Below are 3,282 nucleotides of genomic sequence, written 5' to 3' on the forward strand. Positions count from 1 at the left end.
AGTGAAAAGTATTATATTGTAAAAGGTCATATGAAACATGAAATAGAATGGAATGTAATTATTGAGTTAGGAGTTAGACCAATGAGCTTGAAATATGGAAGAGATACAATTGTTGAAGTTGACTTAAATGCTGTAAAACATAATGTAAAAGAATTTAAAAAACATGTAAACGATGAAAATATTGCGATGATGGCTGCTGTAAAAGCGAATGGATATGGTCATGGGGCAGTTGAAGTTGCGAAATCGGCTATTGAAGCAGGAATAAACCAACTTGCAGTTGCATTTGTAGACGAAGCAATTGAATTAAGAGAAGCTGGAATCACTGTACCTATTTTAATTTTAGGATATACACCAGTAGCAGCTGTAGAAGATGTAATTCAATATGACGTTATGATGACTGTTTATAGAGTAGAAGATTTACAAGGTATAGATGAAGTTGCAAACCATCTTCAAAAGAAAGTGCGAATTCATGTGAAAATTGATACAGGAATGAGCCGTATTGGTTTACAGGAAGAAGAAGTTAAACCGTTTTTTGAAGAGTTAAAACGTATGCGATATGTAGAAGTAGTAGGGATGTTTACACATTACTCTACCGCTGATGAAATAGATAAAACTTATACAAATATGCAAACAAGTTTGTTTGAGAAAGCTGTAAATACAGCGGAAGAATTAGGAATTCGTTTTCCATATATTCACAGTTCAAACAGTGCAGGATCAATGGAACTTAGTAACACATTTCAAAATATGGTTCGTGTCGGTATTGGAATCTACGGTATGTATCCTTCAAGAGAAGTGGATCATACAGTTGCTTCCTTACAGCCAGCGTTGTCTTTAAAATCAAAAGTAGCTCATGTTAAACATGCGAAGAAAAATCGTGGTGTTAGCTATGGGAATACGTATGTAACAACGGGTGAAGAATGGATTGCAACTGTACCAATTGGTTATGCTGATGGTTATAATCGTCAGTTATCTAATAAAGGGCATGCATTAATTAATGGAGTTAGAGTACCTGTTATTGGTCGTGTTTGTATGGATCAGCTTATGCTAGATGTTACAAATGCAATGCCAGTACAAGTAGGAGACGAAGTTGTATTCTACGGCAAACAAGGTGAAGAAGAGATTGCGGTGGAAGAAATAGCAGATATGCTAGGTACAATTAACTATGAAGTTACATGTATGTTGGACAGAAGAATTCCACGTGTCTATAAAGAAAATGATGAAACGACTGCGGTTGTAAATATATTAAGAAAAAATAAAAAAGCTGAATCGTTATGATTCAGCTTTTTTGCTTTTGGCAAATGAAAAATGTTCTATTTGCACCGTGTAGTTGTATATTGTTAAATCCTACAGATTTTAAAGAGGCAATAATTTCGTCTCTAAAATAACATGCTTCCTCGATAGAAAAGTCACTCCTATTCCAATAATCCATAATAATCATACTTCGTCATGATTTCAAATCCACACTGTGTATAAAGTTTTAAGGCATTGTTATTTTTCGTTTCGACGTCTAATTCAATTGTGGAAACTCCTTCGGTAATAAGTGTATGTACCATATAACTAAGAATATCTTTACCATATCCTTTACCTTGATAAGAAGGATGAACTGCGAATCCTGATAGTGTAATAGACTGCTCTTGCTCAGTAACGGTAATCGTTCCGATTGCTTTTTCATTAATAAAAGCAATGTAAACTTGATGAGAAGGTGACTTCATCATTTTTTGTAACCATGTGGATGTATTTGCTGCCGAATCTCCAAAAGCTTTACTAGCGATTTCTATAAGGTCAGGAAGTAATTCAGAAGATGCAACGGTAAGGTTAATATGATTTTTCATTGTTTTTTGTGCTTCGTTTATTTTGAACTCCATACCGTACTCACTATATAAATAAGGTAAGTTCATTTGTTTTGCAAATGATTTCCCTGAAATAGAGTCACCATTAATTATAAGAAGGGCTTCATCGGCCTCTCTTTTTTGTATTTCTTTCATTGCAGTTTGTAAAAGAGTAGTGCCTATATGTTGTTTTCTATAGTTTGGATGAACAAATCCTATTAACTCCAGTTTAGTCGGTCTTTCAAAGTCATACATACTTAATGCACCGATTAATTGAGTATCATCATAAAATAGAAAATCATTTACCACTTCTTTATTACGGGCAGTTAAAAAGTTGACATGCAAATCTGACGAGTAATCAATTTTATCGTGTTGCCCGCAAACATGAGCTAAATCTTTCAGCTGTTGTATTTCATTTTCAACTAAAAAGTTCTTTTTCTGAATATCCATTTCATAATCCCTCTCAATCATATTTAAAAATAGGATGGGTGACATAACCACTTTTCTAACTCCACACTACCTTGAATAGATAATAAGCGATATAAATATCGATAGGGTTGTCTACATTCTTCAAGACGAGGAATGGGCATAATGGTCTCATAACCTTGTTTAAAAGCACGAGCCTCTTTTTCTGTAAGTACATATTCTAATCCAATAAAATCGAACTCTCTTGGAGCAATTGCATAAGCTTCTGTATCTACTAAACCAGTAATAGATTGACCATCTGATAAAAACTGAGTAGGATCCATATCAATTAAAATGAGTGTAGATTCCTTCGGTGATGGCAAGGAAGAGAGTTGTGATTCAAAAGTATGAAATGCGTTATGTATGCTCGCATTATCGGAATAAAACATATTTACAAGATTCTTGCTTACTTTTAAAATATGCAACTTAAATTCTTCAAGTGGAACTTGGAAAGTACCAGAAGGGTTTCCTGTGAAATTAGCTTTAAATGAATGAATCTCTGCTAGTCCTTTTCCAAGGCTGAATAAAATAGAATCAGGTTGTCCAATAAATGATTGCAGCGTATTTCCTGCTAGTTTTTCGGCGATAACATACTCTCGTCCATTTAAAACATGTTTTTGCAAAATAGTCGGGATGGGTAAGGTAGTATGCTTTTTCAATAGTGCGTGTATCGTTTCTAAATGATGTACATTTCTTGGGTCAATTCCAAATAGGTTTTTGCATCCCCACCAAAAATCATTGCTTGGCTCTTCAGTCATTTTTGAGGAACGAACAATAACTTTTTCAGCTTCTGTTTTAACAAGAAATACGTCGCTTGCATGGTCTTCATAGCCCGGATGTAGTGCTTGAACAGATAGGATAGGTGAAGTGAAGAGTTGTTGTAGCATGAAAGAGCTCCTTTTTCTGTAAATTCTATAAATTGATTATATACCATAATGTAATTAAGAGGTAAAAATTAGGAGGGTTATTATTTCTATATATAGTGTAT

3 protein-coding genes are annotated in these 3,282 nt (G+C 34.1%); 1 reads left to right on the forward strand and 2 read right to left on the reverse strand.

The genetic code is table 11. The features are described 5' to 3' along the window. Positions 1 to 81: 81 nt before the first annotated feature. The gene (gene alr / locus AB3X48_RS19795; RefSeq protein ID WP_016104637.1) at positions 82 to 1,275 is read left to right on the forward strand and encodes an alanine racemase; all 1,194 of its coding nucleotides are present in this window, start codon (positions 82 to 84) and stop codon (positions 1,273 to 1,275) included. 137 nt (positions 1,276 to 1,412) lie between these two features. On the opposite strand, the gene AB3X48_RS19800 is transcribed toward alr, so the two are convergent. Together AB3X48_RS19800 and AB3X48_RS19805 are read right to left on the reverse strand one after the other, a co-directional pair. Next, the gene (locus AB3X48_RS19800) at positions 1,413 to 2,279 is read right to left on the reverse strand and encodes a GNAT family N-acetyltransferase (RefSeq protein ID WP_033714699.1); all 867 of its coding nucleotides are present in this window, start codon (positions 2,277 to 2,279) and stop codon (positions 1,413 to 1,415) included. Between the two features lie 23 nt (positions 2,280 to 2,302). Then, positions 2,303 to 3,181 carry a protein kinase family protein gene (locus AB3X48_RS19805; protein WP_016104639.1) on the reverse strand — a complete coding sequence of 293 codons (879 nt, stop codon included), beginning with the start codon at positions 3,179 to 3,181 and terminating at the stop codon, positions 2,303 to 2,305. Positions 3,182 to 3,282 lie beyond the last annotated feature (101 nt).

Source organism: Bacillus sp. S4 (assembly GCF_040838205.1).
Lineage (GTDB): Bacteria > Bacillota > Bacilli > Bacillales > Bacillaceae_G > Bacillus_A > Bacillus_A cereus_U.

Coding starts and splice junctions, on each gene's coding strand:
- AB3X48_RS19800 (WP_033714699.1), bottom strand. CDS start 2,279: ATGGATATTCAGAAAAAGAACTTTTTAGTTGAAAATGAAATACAACAG.
- AB3X48_RS19805 (WP_016104639.1), bottom strand. CDS start 3,181: ATGCTACAACAACTCTTCACTTCACCTATCCTATCTGTTCAAGCACTA.
- alr (WP_016104637.1), top strand. CDS start 82: ATGAGCTTGAAATATGGAAGAGATACAATTGTTGAAGTTGACTTAAAT.